This is a genomic window from Streptomyces sp. NPDC051180 (assembly GCF_040689545.1).
Lineage (GTDB): Bacteria > Actinomycetota > Actinomycetes > Streptomycetales > Streptomycetaceae > Streptomyces.
In genome coordinates this window covers 40814-56766 of record NZ_JBFBBC010000014.1, presented here as the reverse complement: position 1 = coordinate 56766, position 15953 = coordinate 40814, and the positions used below count along the sequence as shown (strand labels likewise).

The following is a 15953-nucleotide window of genomic DNA, read 5'->3' as shown; positions in this document are numbered from 1 at the left end:
GGTTCACGGCAGGGCGCGGGTCGGGTGCGGGACGGGTCCGAGGCCCGGGGTGGCGGGGGCGCCGGGCCCCAGGGCTCCCTGCTGCGTGCCGGCCGGTCCCAGGGCTCCCTGCTGCCCCAGCTGCCCCTGCTGCGTCCCGGACGGTCCCAGGGCTCGGGCCGCCTGTCTGCCGGTGAGGGCGCCGGGGCCGGGTGGGGCGGTCGTGCGGGGTGCCGGTTCGGGTGGAGCGGGCGGGGCCAGGGGGGCGGCGCAGAAGCCGCAGCGGTCGCCGATGAGGTCCATCCCGCACCAGTGGCAGGTCTCGCGCCGTACGGAGGAGACGAGTTGGTACAGGACGGGGAGGTCGGGGAGGTAGGCGGCGAACTCGACGAGTTTGGGGGTGCCCCACCAGCGGGGTGAGGAGTCGGGCAGGGGCGTCTCCTGGACGGAGCCGCCGACCCGCCAGCGCGGGGCGAGGGTGGTGGTGGGCCAGTCGGTCTGGAGCTGGCCGCGGGCGAGGAGGAGTTCGGTGGTGAACTCGGGTCCGGCGAAGGGGGTCTCCCCGCTGCCGAGCCGGACGATCTGCGGGGTGGGCCCGGCGAGGACGGCGAAGTGGGCTCCGGGCAGCCATCCCTTGAGGTGGGAGCCGAGGCTGACGGGCACGCGGTCGAGGCGGGCGACGGAGCCGAGGACGGCGCCGGCGTAGATGTAGTGGGCGAGGAGCCGGGCGGCCGAGGCGAGGACGCCGGGGCTGAAGTCGCACCCCGCGAGCTGGCGCAGCTGGCGGACGAGGACGGCCGCGCCGAGGGGGGGCAGGTCGGTCCTGACCAGGGCGATCCGGTCGCTCTCCAGCAGGCCGCGGACGGCGCGGAGGCGCTGCTCGACGGCGGCGGGCGCGGCGGTCGGGCAGACGACGACCACGTGCCCGTAGCGGGCGAGGAGGAGCTGCATGTCGGCGACGGAGGCGTCGAGCGGGCGGCCCTCGGGCGGCGGCAGGACGGCGGCGTCCGGGGTCCCGGGGTCGATCGGCGGCAGCACCAGGTCGGCGCCGGTGACCGCGATGGCTGTCGGCACGTCAGGCTCCCCCGTCCCCTCCGGCCTCCGGTGCGCCGGGGGCCGCGGATCACTTACCGCGTTCGCGGCATCACCGCAGGGTGCGACCGCCACTGCACCTTATCCACGACCCCCGGGGTGGTGAACACACAATCCGCCAAGCCGACTCCATTAATTCGGGCCGGTCCGGGGCCCGTCGGCGCACCTCAGCCCGGCATTCGCCCTCCGGGCGCCGCCCGGTTCCCGAACACCGGTCACTGCCAGAGGTCTTGACAACACGATTGGTCTGGACCAGCTTGTTGCGACAGCGGTGGCCACCGTCGAACCCCTACAGCCCTCGTACCCCCGTACGAGCCCCTCCGTACGACGACGTACGGCACCTCCACATCCCCAACTCCCCCACGGAGGATGCACGTGGACCGCACCACCACCCGCCCGCACGGCCGCAGATGGCTCGGCGGAGCCCTCGCGCTCGCCGTCGGCTCCGGGCTCGTCCTCGTCGGCGGAGCCGGCACCGCGCAGGCGGCGGACGTCAACGTCGCCAAGAACGCCGGATTCGAGAACGGCCTGGCCAACTGGGCCTGTTCCGCCGGGAGCGGCGCCGCCGTCTCCTCCCCGGTCCGCACCGGCGCAGGCGCCCTCAAGGCCACCCCGGCCGGGCTCGACAACGCCAAATGCGTGCAGACCGTGGCCGTGAAGCCCAACTCGACCTACACGCTGAGCGCCTGGGTCCAGGGCGGCTACGCCTACCTCGGCGCGAACAACACCGGGACCGGCACGGGAACCGTCTCCACCTGGACGCCCGACAGCCCGTCGTGGAAGCAGCTGACCACGACGTTCACCACCGGCCCGAGCACCACCTCGGTCGAGATCTACACCCACGGCTGGTACGGCACCTCCCCCTACCTCGTGGACGACGTGAGCGTCTACGGCCCCGACGGGGGCGGCGGCCAGGACCCCGACCCGGTCGTCCCGGCCACCCCGGCCGGCCTCGCCTCCGGCGCGGTCACCTCGTCCAGCGTCGCCCTGAGCTGGAGCGCGGTCTCCGGTGCCACCGGGTACAAGATCTACCGGGACGGCGCCAACCCGGTCGCGGTGACCGGCACCTCCACCACCGTCACCGGCCTGACCGCCGACACCGCGTACCAGTTCCAGGTCTCCGCCACGAACACCGCGGGCGAGTCCGCCAAGTCCACCGCCGTGAGCGCCCGCACCTCCAAGGTCACCGACCCGGGCCCCGGCCCGGCCGTGCCCAAGCACGCCGTCACCGGCTACTGGCAGAACTTCGACAACGGTGCCGCCAAGCAGAAGCTGCGGGACGTCCAGTCGGCGTACGACATCATCGCCGTCTCCTTCGCGGACTCCACGACCACCGCCGGCCAGATCACCTTCAACCTCGACCCGGCCGTCGGCTACACCTCGGTCGCCGACTTCAAGGCCGACATCGCGGCCAAGAAGGCGGCCGGCAAGTCCGTGATCATCTCGGTCGGCGGCGAGAAGGGCAACGTCACGATCAACAGTGACGCGAGCGCCACCGCCTTCGCCGACAGCACGTACGCCCTCATGCAGGAGTACGGCTTCAACGGCGTCGACATCGACCTCGAACACGGCATCAACTCGACGTACCTCTCCAAGGCGCTGCGCCAGCTCTCCGCCAAGGCGGGGTCGAGCCTGGTCATCACGATGGCCCCGCAGACCATCGACATGCAGTCCACCGGCACGGAGTACTTCAAGACCGCGCTCGCCGTGAAGGACATCCTCACGGTCGTCAACACCCAGTACTACAACAGCGGTTCGATGCTGGGCTGTGACGGCAAGGTCTACAGCCAGGGCTCGGTGGACTTCCTCACCGCGCTCGCCTGCATCCAGATCCAGGGCGGCCTCGCCCCGTCGCAGGTCGGCCTCGGCGTCCCCGCCTCCACCCGGGGCGCGGGCAGCGGCTACGTCGACCCGCAGGTCGTCAAGAACGCGCTCGACTGCCTCACCAAGCTCACCGGCTGCGGCACCTTCAAGCCCGCCCAGGCATGGCCGACGCTGCGCGGCGCGATGACCTGGTCGACCAACTGGGACGCGACGGCCGGCAACGCCTGGTCGAACGCGGTCGGCCCGCACGTCCACAACCTGCCGTAGCCCCGCGGCCGTCATCCCCGCACCACCGCACGCGCCGCGCCGCCGCTCCCCCGGCGGCGCGGCGCCGTCGTCGCCACGGCCCGGCCCGGCCCCGCCGGGACCGGGCAGCCCGTCGTCCGCGCCGGCCGGACCGGGCGCGCGGTCAGCGGGGCGGCAGGTAGTGCGCCAGGACGGACCCGAGCCGGGCCGCCCACTCGTCGATCCGGGCGGCCCTGCGCCCGTCGAGCTCACAGGTGTACGTCCCGCCGCCCGCGCGCAGCGTCACCGCGACGCGCAGCCCCCGGCCCCGCCGGGTCGGCCAGTACTCCACCCCCACGATCTCCGCCCAGCCGAACTCCGCCTCCTCGCCGAAGAGCTGGAGGTGCACCCCGCCCCCGTCGACCACGATCCCCGACGCCCGGTCGGCGGCCACGAACTCCGGCGCCGGCTGCGGCGGCAGGGACGGCGGCGGTGGCGGCGCCCAGCCCGCCTGCGGCCCGGCGGGCGGCCGTGTCGCCGCGACCGAGGGCGGCACGGGGAACACCCGCGGGTCGGTGACGGGAGCGACCTGCGGCGCCCCGAACCCCGCCGGCAGGGGTGCGGGGGGCGCGGGCGTGCCGGCGGCCGGGTACGGCGTCCCGGAAGGCGGGGGTGTGTCGGCGACCGGGGCAGGGGAGGGCTCTCCGGCCCCCGGGGTCGACGCGGCGGCGGGCGGGTCGGCGGCCGGATGCGGCGCGCCGAAGCCTGTCTCGGGCGGGCCGAACCCCTCGCCGGGCGCGCCGAAGCCCGTCCCGGGGGCCGCCGGGACGCGGGATCCCTCGTCCCCCAGGGCGTCCAGGATCTCGTCGGGGGTGGGCCGTTCGGCCGGATTCTTGGCGAGGCAGCGGCCGACCAGGTCGCGGAGCGCCTCGGGGACGGTGGCGAGGTCGGGGGCCTCGTGCACGGAGCGGTACATGAGCCCCATGGGCGTCCCGTCGCCGAAGGGGCGGCCGCCGGCCGCGGCGACGAGGACGGCTCCGAGGGCGAAGACGTCGGCGGCGCCCGTCACCTCGGCGCCGAGCGCCTGCTCGGGGGCGAGGTAGCCGGGGGTGCCGAAGGCGGAGCCGGTGGCGGTGAGCCGGGTCGACTCCAGGGCGCGGGCGATGCCGAAGTCGAGGACGCGGGGCCCGTCGGGGGCCATCACGATGTTTCCGGGCTTGAGGTCGCGGTGGACGAGGCCGCAGGCGTGGATGGCCTCCAGGGCCTCGGCGAGCGCGGCGCCGAGCGAGCGCAGCCGGTCCTCCGGCATCGGGCCCTCGGCGGTGAGGAGCCCGGAGAGGGTGGGGCCGGGTATGTAGGCGGTGGCGAGCCAGGGGGCCTCCGCGTCGGGGTCGGCGTCGACGACCTGCGCGGTGTGGAAGCCGCCGACCTGCCGGGCGGCGGCGACCTCGGCGCGGAAGCGGGCGCGGAAGGAAGGGTCGGCGGCGAGTTCCGGCCGCGCGACCTTGACGGCGACGGCGCGCCCGCCGCGCGATCGCGCCAGATAGACGGTGCCCATGCCGCCTTCGCCTAGCTTGTGCTCGATGACGTATCTACCGATGAGGGTCCCCACGCGGGACAGTATGGCCGAACTCGGTACCTTGACCGGTCCATGACATAGCCCCACCATGTGCCCGGACACCCGCACGAGTTTGTCGCACTCCCCCACACTCCCCACCCAGGAGACACCATGCGACGTCCCACCCGCGGCAGAAGGTCCGCCACCCTCGCGGCCCTCGTGGCGCTCGCCCTCGCGGCGCCCCTCTCCGCCCTCTCCACACCCGCCGGGGCCGACCCGGCGCCGACCGCCGCCCGCATCGCCTCGGGAGCCGAGGAGGTGATCCGGCAGTACGAGGTCGCCGGACCCAGCACCCCGGCCGCCCGCACCGCGCTCGCCGCCACCGGCGTCTCGATCGACGAGGTCGACGCCCGCTCGGTCGTCGTCAGCGCCAACACCCAGCAGCTGGCGAACCTCAAGGCGCTCGGGTACAGGCCGATCGCCCTGCCCGGCCCGCCGGACCGCGGCGGCGACGGCGGCAAGACGGCCGGCCCGCTCGACTTCCCCTCCGCCGACGCGAAGTACCACAACTACGCGGAGGCCAACGCCGAGATCGACCAGCGGCTGGCCGCCTACCCCTCGATCATGCGCAAGCAGGTCATCGGGAAGTCCTACCAGGGCCGGGACATCGTCGCCATCAAGATCAGCGACAACGTCGCCACCGACGAGAACGAGCCCGAGGTCCTCTTCACCCACCACCAGCACGCCCGCGAGCACCTCACCGTCGAGATGGCGCTCTACCTGCTGCGCGAACTCGGCGCGGGGTACGGCACGGACTCCCGCATCACCAACGCGGTGAACGGCCGCGAGATCTGGATCGTCCCGGACCTCAACCCCGACGGCGGCGAGTACGACATCGCCTCCGGCTCCTACCGCAGCTGGCGCAAGAACCGGCAGCCCAACTCCGGCTCCTCCTACATCGGCACCGACACCAACCGGAACTGGAACTACAAGTGGGGCTGCTGCGGCGGCTCATCCGGCTCCAAGAGCTCCGAGACCTACCGCGGCGCCGCCCCCGAGTCCGCCCCCGAGGTCAAGGTCGTCGCCGACTTCGTCCGCTCCCGCGTCGTCGGCGGCAAGCAGCAGATCACCGCGGCCATCGACTTCCACACCTACAGCGAACTCGTCCTCTGGCCCTTCGGCTGGACCACCGCCAACACCACCACCGGCATGACCCAGGACGAGCGCGACGCCTTCGCCACCGTCGGCGGCCGCATGGCCGCCAGCAACCGCTACACCCCCGAGCAGTCCAGCGACCTCTACATCACCGACGGCTCCATCGACGACTACCTCTGGGGCTCCCAGCGCATCTTCGCCTACACCTTCGAGATGTACCCCACCTCCTCCTCCGGCGGCGGCTTCTACCCGCCCGACGAAGTCATCGAACGCGAGACCTCCCGCAACCGCGACGCCGTCCTCCAACTCCTCGAGAACGCCGACTGCATGTACCGCTCCATCGGCAAACAGGCCCAGTACTGCACGGCCTGACCCCCGAAAAAACGGCCGGGGCCGGCAGGAGAGATCCCTCCTGCCGGCCCCGCTCCGCTGTGTCACGGTGCGGCGACGGCGTCAGTCCAGGACCGCCAGCGCGTCGATCTCGATCAGGAGGCCGGCCGGGAGGCCGACGTAGACGGTGGTGCGGGCGGAGGCGGGGGCCTTGAGGTCCTGGTCCTCGAAGTACTGGTTGTAGAGGGCGTTCATCTCGGCGAAGTGGTCGACGTCGGTGAGGTAGACGCGCATCATCATGACGTCGTCCCAGCTCGCGCCGCCCTCTTCGAGGATGGCCTTGACGTTGGCGAAGGTCTGGAGGGTCTGCTCGCGCAGGGTGGGGCCGGCGACGGTGGGGGCCTGGCCCTCGACGGCGGGGAGGAAGCCGACCTGGCCGGCGACCTGGAGGATGTTGCCCTTGCGCACGCCGTGCGAGAACTTCGCGGGCGGGGCGGTGTGGGTGGCGGGGGTGATCGCGGTCTTCTCGGTCATGCGGTCGGTTCCTCGGTTTCCTTCGTCGGGGCGGTGCCGGAGTACTCGCGGCTGATGGCGTCCGCGGTGCGGCGCACCTGCGGGAGGAGGGAGAGGAGTTCCTCGGCGGTGACGACGACGTTGGGCGCCGAGACCGACATGGCGGCGACGACCCGGCCGTCGGCGCCGCGGATGGGCGCGCCGACGCAGTTGATGGACTCCTCGTGGCCACCGAGGTCGGTGGCCCATCCCTGTTCGCGCACGGTCGCCAGCTCCTTGAGGAAGGCGGCGGCGTTCGGGGTCGAACGGGGGGTGTACGGGGGGTAGTCGAGCTTCGCGGCGATGGTGCGGCGCTCGGCCTCGGGGAGGTCGGCGAGGAGCAGCTTGGCGACGGCCGCGACGGTGATGGCGACGGGTCTGCCGATGCGCGAGTACATGCGGACCGGGTAGCGGCTCTCGACCTTGTCGATGTAGAGGACCTCGCCCTCCTCGTAGACGGCGAGGTGGACGGTGTGCCCGATGCGTTCGTTGAGGGCGGCCAGGTAGGGGTGGGCGATCTCGCGGATGTCGAGGTTCTCGACGGCTTCCTGGGCGAGGGCGAAGAGCCGGGCGCCGAGGCGGTAGCGCTGGTCCTGCTGGCGGTGGACGAGGCCGTGCTCGTGGAGGGTGCGCAGGAGGCGCAGGGCGGTGGACTTGTGGACGCCGAGCCGTTCGGCGACCTGCCCGAGGTCGGCGGGGCCCTGGGCGAGCAGCGGCAGGATGCTGAGCGCCCGGTCGACGGTCTGGCTCATGGCGTGCGTACCTCCTGGTCGTCCCCCGTCCAGCCGGGGCCGAGGTGAAGTGTCCCCCAGGCGGCGGTGTCGAGTGCGGCCAGCCGGTCGGCGTGGGCGCGGCGGGGCGGCCGTGCGAGGTCGCCGGGGACGGTGAGGGCGGCGGCGGCCATGAGGTGGCCGTGCCGGAGCCGGGTCGGCATCGGGAGGCCGCGGAGGGTGGCGGAGAGGAAGCCGGCGGCGAAGGCGTCGCCGGCCCCGACGGTGGAGACGACGTCGACGCGGGGCGGGCGTTCGAGGTGGCCGACGCCGTCGGCGTCCTCGATGTCCGCGAAGGACTCGGGGCGGCGGTCGACGACGTAGGCACCGCCCTTGCCCAGCTTGAGCACGACGGTCGCGGGGCCGTCGATGAGCGCGGTGACGGCCCCCATGCCCTTCAGGCCCCACAGCGCCTCGGCCTCGTCCGCGCCGACGAAGACGAGGTCGGCGCGGCGGGCGAGTTCGAGGAGGACGTCGGAGGCGGTGCCGTCGCGCCACAGGCCGGGCCGGTGGTTGACGTCGAAGGAGACGAGGGGGCGGCCGGGCCGGGGGGCGGTGAGGTCCCGCATGAGGGCCAGGCAGTCCTCGGAGAGGGCGGCGGTGATGCCGGTGAGGTGGAGGATCCGCGCGTCGGCGACGGAGGCGTACGGGACGGTGGCGGGCGACATGGCCGAGGCGGCGGAGCCGGCGCGGTAGTAGGCGACCTCGTGGGCGGTGGTGGCCCGGTCCTCGTCGGTGCGGAAGTAGACGCCGGTCGGCCGGTGCGGGTCGCGGCCGACGGCGGTGACGTCGACTCCGTAGGCGCCGACGGCCTCGACGAGGTGGTCGCCGAAGCCGTCGCGGCCGACGCGGCTGACCCATCGGGTGCGGTGACCCGCGGCGGCGAGGGCGCAGGCGACGTTGGACTCGGCGCCGCCGATCGCGCGGGCGAAGGAGGGGACGTCGGCGAGGCGGCCCGGCCGGGAGGGAAGGAAGGTCACCATGGACTCGCCGAGGCAGACGAGGTCGGGAGACGGGGGAGCCGGAGTGGCCAGGGTGGCGGGCATAGCCGGAGTGACCGGCGTTGCAGACGTGGCGGGAGCGGCGGGCGTGCCCCGTGCGGCGAGCGCAGCCTGGGTGGCGTCCGGGGGCGGGTGTCCGCTCACTCTCGGGCTCCTTGCGACTCCTACGGGTCCATTGACCCGGCCTTGGCCCGGATGTTAGACAGCGTTGAGCAGTATGCGCAATGAGCGTTGCACATCCCGCAACGCCCACGATGAGGAGGCCCCATGCCCGACCTGGTGAACGAGCGCGTCGACCACCGCTTCAAGGGACTGCCCCCGGACGCGGAGGGCCTGACCGTGGGCGAGCTGGCCGCCCAGCGGCGCAACCTCTTCACCGGTGGCTTCACCACCCCCGTCCTCGCCCTGTCCGCCGAGCGCGTCGAGCACAACCTGCGTCTCCTGGAGGTCTACGCGGAGCGCCACGGCCTCGCCTTCGCCCCGCACGGCAAGACGTCCATGGCCCCGCAGCTCTTCGACCGGCAGATCGAGCACGGCGCCTGGGGCATCACCGCCGCCGTGCCCCACCAGGCCCGCGTCTACCGGGCGCACGGCGTCGCGCGGATCTTCCTCGCCAACGAACTGGTGGACGCCGTCGCGCTGCGCTGGCTCGCCGCCGAACTCGACGCCGACCCGGACTTCCGCTTCCTCTGCTACGTCGACTCCGTGCGCGGCGTCGAGCTGATGGACGAGGCCCTGCGGGCGGCCGGCGCCCGGCGGCCGGTGGACGTCGTCGTCGAGCTGGGCGCCGGCGACGGGGCCCGTACCGGCGTCCGTACGGAGGCCGGGTGCGCCGCGGTCGCCGACGCGGTCGCCGCGACCACCACGCTCCGGCTGGTCGGGGTCGCCGGCTACGAGGGCGAGGTGCCGCAGGCCACGCCCGAGCGGGTGGACGCGTGGCTGCGCCGGCTGACGGCGCTGGCGGTCGAGTTCGACAAGGCGGGCCGGTTCTCGGCCGAGGCCGGCGAGATCGTCGTCAGCGCGGGCGGCAGCGCCTGGTTCGACGCGGTCGCCGAGGTCTTCGCCGAGCTGCCCGCACTCTCCCTGCCGACGCTCAGGCTGCTGCGCTCGGGGGCGTACGTCTCGCACGACGACGGGCAGTACCGCAACCTCACGCCGTTCAACCGGGTGCCCCAGGAAGGCGAACTGCTGCCCGCGTTCCGGCTCTGGTCGCAGGTCGTCTCGCGCCCCACCGACGAGCAGGCGTTCACCAACGCGGGCAAGCGCGACGCCGCCCACGACCTGCACCTGCCCGAGGCGCAGGCGGTCCGCTCCGCGCGGACCGGCGAGATCCGCCCCGCCGACGGCGTCACCGTCACCGGTCTCTCCGACCAGCACGCCTGGCTCCGCACGTCGCCGGAGGCGGGCGTGGAGGTCGGCGACTGGGTGGGCATGGGCCTGTCCCACCCCTGCACCTCCTTCGACAAGTGGCAGCTCATCCCGCTGGTCGAGGCGGACGGCACGGTCGTCGACTACGTCCGCACCTTCTTCTAGGAGCCGGGAGCACCGCCATGGAACTCGTCATCCGCGACGCGGAGGTCGTCGACGGCAGCGGCGGCCCGTCCTACCGTGCCGACGTGGCGATCGAGGGCGGCCGGATCGCCACGATCGTCAAGGAGGGCGCCGCCGCAGGCTGCCAGCGCCCCACGGGCCGCCGCGTCCTGGACGCCGAGGGGCTCGCCCTCTCCCCCGGCTTCGTCGACATGCACGCGCACAGCGACCTCGCGCTGCTCCGCGACCCGGACCACAGCGCGAAGGCCGCGCAGGGCGTGACCCTCGAAGTGCTCGGCCAGGACGGGCTGTCGTACGCGCCGGTCGACGACCGCACGCTCGCCGAGGTGCGCCGGACGATCACCGGCTGGAACGGCGACGGGTCCGACGTGGACCTCGACTGGCGCACGGTCGGCGAGTACCTGGACCGGCTCGACGGGGCGCACGGCGGCCGGGGGATCGCCGTCAACGCGGCCTATCTGATCCCGCAGGGCACGGTCCGGATGTACGCGATGGGCTGGGAGGACCGTCCGGCGACGGCCGCCGAGCTGGACCGCATGCGCCGGCTCGTCGCCGAGGGCATGGCCGAGGGCGCCGTCGGCATGTCCTCCGGTCTGACCTACACCCCCGGCATGTACGCGCCGGACGCCGAGCTCACCGAGCTGTGCCGGGTCGTCGCCGGGTACGGCGGCTACTACTGCCCGCACCACCGCTCGTACGGCGCCGGCGCGCTGAGGGCGTACGAGGAGATGATCGCCCTCACCCGGGAGGCGGGCTGCCCGCTGCACCTGGCCCACGCCACCATGAACTTCGGCGTCAACGAGGGCCGGGCCCCCGAGCTCCTCGCCCTGCTCGACGCCGCGCTCGACGAGGGCGCGGACATCAGCCTCGACACCTATCCGTACACGCCGGGCTGCACGACCCTCGTCGCCCTGCTGCCCGGCTGGGCGAGCGAGGGCGGGCCGGAGGCGGTCCTCGCGCGGCTCCGCGACGACGCGACGGCGGAGCGGATCCGGCACCATCTGGAGGAGCTCGGCTCGGACGGCTGCCACGGCGTGCCGGTCGAGTGGGAGACGATCGAGGTCTCCGGCGTCACCGACCCCGCCCTCGCGGAGTTCACGGGCCGCCGCGTGGACGGCTGGGCGACGGCCCGGCGGCTCCTGACCGAGGACCGGCTGGGCACCACGATCCTCCAGCACGTAGGCCACGAGGAGAACGTCCGGGCGATCATGCGCCACCGCGTCCACACCGGCGGCTCCGACGGCATCCTCCAGGGGCTCAAGCCCCACCCCCGCGCGTACGGGACGTTCCCCGAGTACCTGGGCAGGTACGTGCGCGACCTCGGGGTCCTCTCCCTGGAGGAGTGCGTCGCCCACCTCACCTCGCGTCCCGCCGCACGCCTCCGCCTCCCCGACCGCGGCCTCGTCCGCGAGGGCAACGTCGCCGACCTCGTCCTCTTCGACCCCGCGACCGTCGCCGCCGGCTCGACCTACGACTCCCCCCGCACCCTCCCCACGGGCATCCCCCACGTCCTCGTCGACGGCAGGTTCGTCATCGAGGACGGCCGGCGCACGGACGTCCTCGCGGGCCGCGCGATCCGGAGGACCCCGACGCGCTGACCCCGGGCCCGGTCCCTCCGCGGTCCCGTTCCTCAGAGCCTTTCCCGCACCCACCCGGGCGCCGGGTTCACGTACGCGCGTCCCGCCACCACCACCGTCGGCACGGTCTCGTCCCCGCCGGTGGCCTCGCGGACGGCGGCCGCTCCCTCGGGGTCCCGCCAGATGTCGACCCAGTGGGCCCGGCGGCCCCGGACGCCCAGCCGGGCCCGCAGCCGCAGGCAGTACGCGCAGCCCGGCCGCCAGTAGACGACCGGGCGGCCGTCGGCGGCGGACCGGCGGCGCGCCTCGGCCGCCCCGATCGACCGGGGGAAGACGAGCGGCGAGGTCGCGGCCGCGAGCGCCGCGAAGAGCAGCAGGAGGAGTGCGGCCCCGCCGGGAGCGCCGTCGGCGGCCCGGCCGGCGGCGGCGAGCACGCCGGTGAGCAGGAGGAGCACCGGCAGGATCCACACGCGCGTCATGGTGCCGGAGGCTACCGGGAGCGGGTGCCTTCCGGGCGGGGCAGGTGTGCGGCGGTCGGCGCGGCGGCGGGCCAGGGATCGCGCCGGACCCACAGCAGGCCGAGCGCGAGCACGCCGCCGGCCAGCACGAAGCCGTACCAGGGCGTGTGGCCGGAGGGCGCCGTCTCGTAGGCGAGCGCGGCCGAGAGGACCGCGAGGAGCTGCCCGGCCCGGCTGTGCCAGGCGGCCGCGGCGACGACGACCGTCCCCCACAGCAGGTACCAGGGCTGCACCATCGGCGAGAGCGCGACGAGCGCGACCAGCGAGAGGCCGAGGCCGAGCACGGGGTCGATCCGGCCGCGCCACGCGCGCCAGGCGAGCGCCGCGATGACGGCGAGGGCGGCGAGGAGGCCCAGCTTCTGCACGACGCCCTTGACCGGGTCGGGGTCGTCGCCGAAGAGGGTGCCGAGGGCGAGCCCGAGGTCGCTGGTGAGGGAGAGCGGGGTGTGGATGGCGCCGGCGACGCTCTGGGTCCCGAGCCAGCCGAACCCGGTGCCCGCGGCGAGGGTCGCCCCGGCGGCGACGCCGCCCGCGACGAGCCCCGGCAGGACCAGCCCCTTCACGACGCCCCGGACGCCCCCGTCGCGGCGGGCCACCAGCACGCCGACGAAGAGCAGCGCGACCGCCGCCGGCGACTTCACCATCATCGCGAGGCCGATCAGCGCGCAGCCGAGCACCCATCGCCCGCGCACCGCGAGCAGCACGCCGCTCAGCATGAGTCCGATCATGAGGCCGTCGTTGTGGAGGCCGCCGACGACGTGGACGAGGAGCAGCGGGTTGAGCGCGGCGAGCCACAGTGCACCGGCCGGTCCGGCGGGGCCGCCGCCCAGACCCCGGACGGCCACGACGATCAGGGCGAGCGCGCCGAGGGCGATCAGCCGCATCCCGAGGACGGCGGGCACGATCTCGCCGCCGGTCGGCCCGACGACGGCCTCGGCGAGGAGGAGGAAGACGGGGCCGTACGGGGCGGGGGTGTCGGTCCAGTTCCCGCCGACGCTCGCCGCCGCCTCCGCGCCGAGGTCGCCGGGCGCGAGGACGGAGGGGCCGGCGCCGTAGACGTCGTGGCCTTCGAGGACCATCCCGCCCTGGGCGATGTAGCTGTACACGTCGGCGCTGTGCAGCGGCGGGGCGAGGAGCAGCGGGGCGGCCCAGCAGAGGAGGGTCGTGAGGACCCCGTCCCGTAGGCCGCGGGCGAGGAGGACTCCGTACCGCCACCAGGCGGCGAGCAGCAGGGTCAGGCCGAGGTACGCCAGGACGGCACCGGCGGTGGCGGGCGCGGAGCCGCGCGGCTGCCACAGCGGCGCGCCGCCCAGGACCGGAAGCGTGCCCGCCGTGTATCCGCCGACGGCGACGGCGAGCGATCCGGCCGCACCCAGCCACCGGCATCCGGAGGCGCTGAAGACCCACATGAGGCGCCAACCTATCCCGCCGGGCGGCGGGGCCGGCGGCCCGGCCCCGCCGCTACCTCGGCCGCTTGGCCAGTCCCCGGCCGCGCCCCGGGTGCTCGGTGGAGCCGGCGTCGGAGGCGCCGGTCTCGTCGCCGGTCTCGTCGCCGGTGCCGGAGGCGGGGGTGGCGGTGGGGGCGGCGGAGGCCGAGGTCTTCCCGGACGGAGCAGTGGTCGGGCCCGGGGTCCGGGTGGCGGTGGAGGGGGCGGAGGCCGGCACGGCGGGGGGCGGGGCGGCGTCGTCCCCGGGGCCGGCGTCCGGGGAGGGGGCGTCGCCCTGGATGAGTGCGGGCGGGCCGCCGGAGCCGCCGTCGGCCGGGGAGCCGCCGCGGGGGCCGGAGCCGCCGGTGAACAGGACGGCGCCGAGTCCGAGCAGGCCGACGCCGCCCGCGGCGATCAGCCAGCCGGGCCCGGGGCCCCGGCGTACGGGGGCGTGACGGCGGCGACCGCGTCGGGGTGCGGCGGCTCCGGGATCCTGCTGGCTCATGGGCCCGAATTGTAGGGAGCACGACACCGTGGATGCGATCCGGGTCACACCCGGGGCCGGCCGGGGGTGTCCGACGTGTCCCAAAACACGAGGCGGCCCGGCCGACCCCGCCGTAAGCTCTCGGCATGCAGGTGATCCAGTCCACGAAGCTCGCCAACGTCTGTTACGAAATCCGGGGTCCGGTGCTCGAAGAGGCGATGCGGCTTGAGGCTGCGGGTCATCGCATCCTCAAGCTCAACACGGGCAACCCGGCCGCCTTCGGCTTCGAGTGTCCGCCCGCCATCCTGGAGGACGTGCTCCGCAACCTCTCGGAGGCGCACGGCTACGGCGACGCCAAGGGCCTGCTGTCCGCGCGCCGGGCGGTGATGAGCCACTACGAGACCAAGGGCATCCCGCTCTCCGTCGAGGACATCTACCTCGGCAACGGCGTCTCCGAGCTGATCCAGATGTCGATGCAGGCGCTGCTCGACGACGGCGACGAGGTCCTCGTCCCGGCCCCGGACTATCCGCTGTGGACGGCCTCGGTCTCGCTCGCGGGCGGCACGGCGGTGCACTACCGCTGTGACGAGCAGGCGGACTGGATGCCCGATCTCGCGGACATCGAGCGGAAGATCACCGACCGCACCAAGGCGATCGTGATCATCAACCCGAACAACCCGACGGGCGCGGTCTACGACGACGAGATGCTCCGCTCGCTGACGGAGATCGCCCGGCGTCACAACCTGGTCGTCTGCTCGGACGAGATCTACGACAAGATCCTCTACGACGGCGCGACGCACACGCCGACCGCCGCGATCGCCCCCGACCTCCTCTGCCTCACCTTCAACGGGATGAGCAAGAACTACCGGGTCGCGGGCTTCCGCTCCGGCTGGCTGGCGGTCTGCGGCCCGAAGCACCACGCGTCCTCGTACATCGAGGGCCTGACGATCCTCGCCAACATGCGCCTCTGCGCGAACATGCCGGCACAGCACGCGGTGGCCGCCGCGCTCCAGGGCCGCCAGTCGATCGAGGACCTCGTACTGCCGGGCGGACGGCTCCTGGAGCAGCGGAACACGGCGTACGACCTGCTGACCCAGATCCCGGGCGTGACCTGCGTGAAGCCGAAGGGCGCGCTGTACCTGTTCCCGCGCCTGGACCCGAACGTCTACAAGATCAAGGACGACCGGCAGATGGTCCTGGACCTGCTGCGGGCCGAGAAGATCATGGTCGTGCACGGGACGGGCTTCAACTGGCACGAGCCGGACCACTTCCGGATCGTGACGCTGCCGGCGGCGGCGGACCTGGCGGACGCGGTGACCCGGATCGGCAGGTTCCTGGACGGCTACAGCCAGCCGTAGCGACCAGCCCTCGGACAACACTCAACTTTAGATCGAATCTAAGCTAGGATGGATCCCGAGCAATCAGGAGGCCATCCCATGTACGAACCGATCCGGACCAAGTCGGTCCACCGGATGGCCGACGACGACCACGCGTATCCGCACCGCTCCCGCGAGGAGGAGCTGGACATCCAGCTCGCCGGACACCTCGCCGCCCTGCTCGCCGTCACCGACGAGCTGGGCGACACGGAGGCCGGCGACCTCATCGCCCGGCAGGTGGCGCGGCTGCGCGGCGCACCGCCCGCGCGGCACGCGGGCCTGAGCGGCGCCCCCGCGGAGGACCTGCACCGCAAGGCGCACGCCCTCGCGGGCCGCGCACTGGTCGTCGCCGCCTCCCGGGCCGACACCGCGGCCGCGATCCTCGCGGCCGGGCGCATGGACGCGCACACCGCGGCCCTGACCGGGGACACCCTGGTCGCCGCCCCCTGACGGCCCCGGTCCGCGCGGCACGAACCGCGCGGACCGGGCGCCACCCACCGACCGGCCGCCCACCCCCAGGAACACCCGGGATAC

Annotated in this window: 14 protein-coding genes; 6 read left to right on the top strand and 8 right to left on the bottom strand. The window is 74.1% G+C overall.

The genetic code is table 11. The annotated features are described in order from the left end of the window. Positions 1–3 precede the first annotated feature (3 nt). On the bottom strand, positions 4–1053 hold the full coding sequence (locus AB0424_RS23860; RefSeq protein WP_366308544.1) for a hypothetical protein: 1050 nt from the start codon (positions 1051–1053) through the stop codon (positions 4–6). 393 nt (positions 1054–1446) lie between these two features. Here AB0424_RS23860 and AB0424_RS23855 point away from each other — a divergent pair, with 393 nt between their 5' ends. Further along, positions 1447–3162 (top strand): glycosyl hydrolase family 18 protein, encoded by a 1716-nt coding sequence (locus AB0424_RS23855; RefSeq protein ID WP_366308543.1) that lies wholly within the window; start codon positions 1447–1449, stop codon positions 3160–3162. A gap of 142 nt (positions 3163–3304) precedes the next feature. Here AB0424_RS23855 and AB0424_RS23850 read toward each other — a convergent pair whose 3' ends face one another. Then, a complete protein-coding gene (locus AB0424_RS23850; protein ID WP_366308542.1) occupies positions 3305–4732 on the bottom strand; it encodes a serine/threonine-protein kinase in 1428 nt (475 codons plus the stop codon). Positions 4733–4849: 117 nt separating this feature from the next. Here AB0424_RS23850 and AB0424_RS23845 point away from each other — a divergent pair, with 117 nt between their 5' ends. Continuing rightward, positions 4850–6205: a M14 family metallopeptidase gene (locus AB0424_RS23845; protein WP_366308541.1), complete on the top strand. Its 1356-nt coding sequence runs from the start codon at positions 4850–4852 to the stop codon at positions 6203–6205. Positions 6206–6286: 81 nt separating this feature from the next. On the opposite strand, the gene AB0424_RS23840 is transcribed toward AB0424_RS23845, so the two are convergent. From AB0424_RS23840 to AB0424_RS23830, 3 genes are read right to left on the bottom strand one after another with little or no spacing between them, the layout of a single operon-like run. Next, positions 6287–6697, bottom strand: coding sequence for a RidA family protein (locus AB0424_RS23840; protein WP_366308540.1), 411 nt, complete (start codon positions 6695–6697; stop codon positions 6287–6289). Next, positions 6694–7467 (bottom strand): IclR family transcriptional regulator, encoded by a 774-nt coding sequence (locus tag AB0424_RS23835; protein WP_366308539.1) that lies wholly within the window; start codon positions 7465–7467, stop codon positions 6694–6696. Before AB0424_RS23835 ends, AB0424_RS23840 begins: the two co-directional genes overlap by 4 nt. Beyond that, positions 7464–8531: a sugar kinase gene (locus tag AB0424_RS23830; RefSeq protein ID WP_366308538.1), complete on the bottom strand. Its 1068-nt coding sequence runs from the start codon at positions 8529–8531 to the stop codon at positions 7464–7466. The genes AB0424_RS23835 and AB0424_RS23830 overlap by 4 nt, the downstream gene beginning before the upstream one ends. A gap of 222 nt (positions 8532–8753) precedes the next feature. Between AB0424_RS23830 and AB0424_RS23825 the strand changes: the two genes are divergently transcribed. Continuing rightward, the gene (locus AB0424_RS23825) at positions 8754–10019 is read left to right on the top strand and encodes an alanine racemase (protein WP_366308537.1); all 1266 of its coding nucleotides are present in this window, start codon (positions 8754–8756) and stop codon (positions 10017–10019) included. A gap of 17 nt (positions 10020–10036) precedes the next feature. Continuing rightward, complete coding sequence (locus AB0424_RS23820) at positions 10037–11635, top strand: D-aminoacylase (RefSeq protein WP_366308536.1); 1599 nt, start codon at positions 10037–10039, stop codon at positions 11633–11635. 32 nt (positions 11636–11667) lie between these two features. Here AB0424_RS23820 and AB0424_RS23815 read toward each other — a convergent pair whose 3' ends face one another. From AB0424_RS23815 to AB0424_RS23805, 3 genes are read right to left on the bottom strand one after another with little or no spacing between them, the layout of a single operon-like run. Then, positions 11668–12093, bottom strand: coding sequence for a glutaredoxin domain-containing protein (locus AB0424_RS23815; protein WP_366308535.1), 426 nt, complete (start codon positions 12091–12093; stop codon positions 11668–11670). An 11-nt stretch (positions 12094–12104) separates the two neighbouring features. Beyond that, on the bottom strand, positions 12105–13541 hold the full coding sequence (gene mptB / locus AB0424_RS23810; RefSeq protein WP_366308534.1) for a polyprenol phosphomannose-dependent alpha 1,6 mannosyltransferase MptB: 1437 nt from the start codon (positions 13539–13541) through the stop codon (positions 12105–12107). A 52-nt stretch (positions 13542–13593) separates the two neighbouring features. Then, complete coding sequence (locus AB0424_RS23805) at positions 13594–14064, bottom strand: hypothetical protein (protein WP_366308533.1); 471 nt, start codon at positions 14062–14064, stop codon at positions 13594–13596. Between the two features lie 125 nt (positions 14065–14189). On the opposite strand from AB0424_RS23805, the gene AB0424_RS23800 reads away from it, so the two are divergent. Together AB0424_RS23800 and AB0424_RS23795 are read left to right on the top strand one after the other, a co-directional pair. Continuing rightward, on the top strand, positions 14190–15401 hold the full coding sequence (locus tag AB0424_RS23800; RefSeq protein ID WP_366308532.1) for a pyridoxal phosphate-dependent aminotransferase: 1212 nt from the start codon (positions 14190–14192) through the stop codon (positions 15399–15401). Positions 15402–15479: 78 nt separating this feature from the next. Then, positions 15480–15869 (top strand): hypothetical protein, encoded by a 390-nt coding sequence (locus AB0424_RS23795; protein ID WP_366308531.1) that lies wholly within the window; start codon positions 15480–15482, stop codon positions 15867–15869. Positions 15870–15953: the final 84 nt, after the last annotated feature.